Genomic DNA, 652 nt, shown 5'->3' with positions numbered 1-652 from the left:
GATGACTTCGCACATGATGCAATCATTCCAAACTTCTACCTATCACACCAATACAACGAACAATTCGCAATCGGCCTAGCGTTCGGTACGAACTACGGTATGGAAACGGATCTAGGCAAAGGCTTTGCCGCCTCTCATTTTGGTAACGAAGCAAGCGTAGCCACAATGGAAGCAAACCTAAACGCAGCATACAAAATTAATGATGCGGTAAGTATTGGTGGTGGTATTCGTTACATCATCGGTGAAGGAAGTTTTGGCGCTACGACTCCTAAAGTAAACGTATTACAAAAACCTCAAGGTACGACTCTTAAGTACATGGAAGGTGACGATACGGCTTGGGGTTGGCAATTGGGTACAGCGTGGCAGATCAATGAAAACAACCGCATCGGTTTCACGTACAAATCTGAGGTTGAGCTGAAGCTTGAAGGTCATGCTGAGGGCCTTGGTTTTGGCTTCGGTACTCCTAAGCTTCCACAGCTACGTGACAATGGCTACATGTACCTAAACCTACCAGCAACGGCTGAACTAGCGAGCTTCCACCAAGTAACTGACCAACTTGCGCTACACGCAAGTTTCAACTGGACTGACTGGAGTTCTTTCGAGAAGCTAGAAGCTCACCTAGAAACCGCTGGTACACACATGGTGAAAGTGG

The 652-nt window shown here is 46.9% G+C and carries 1 protein-coding gene; it reads left to right on the top strand.

The window, feature by feature from the left end; all coding sequences use genetic code 11:
* The coding region (locus R7Z50_RS28195; protein WP_318149845.1) for an outer membrane protein transport protein at positions 1-652 on the top strand (652 nt) is incomplete at both ends.

It is taken from the genome of Vibrio sp. 1249-1 (genome assembly GCF_033340495.1).
Note: the sequence above shows the minus strand (reverse complement) of the source record. Positions and strands in the feature narration are given on the sequence as shown.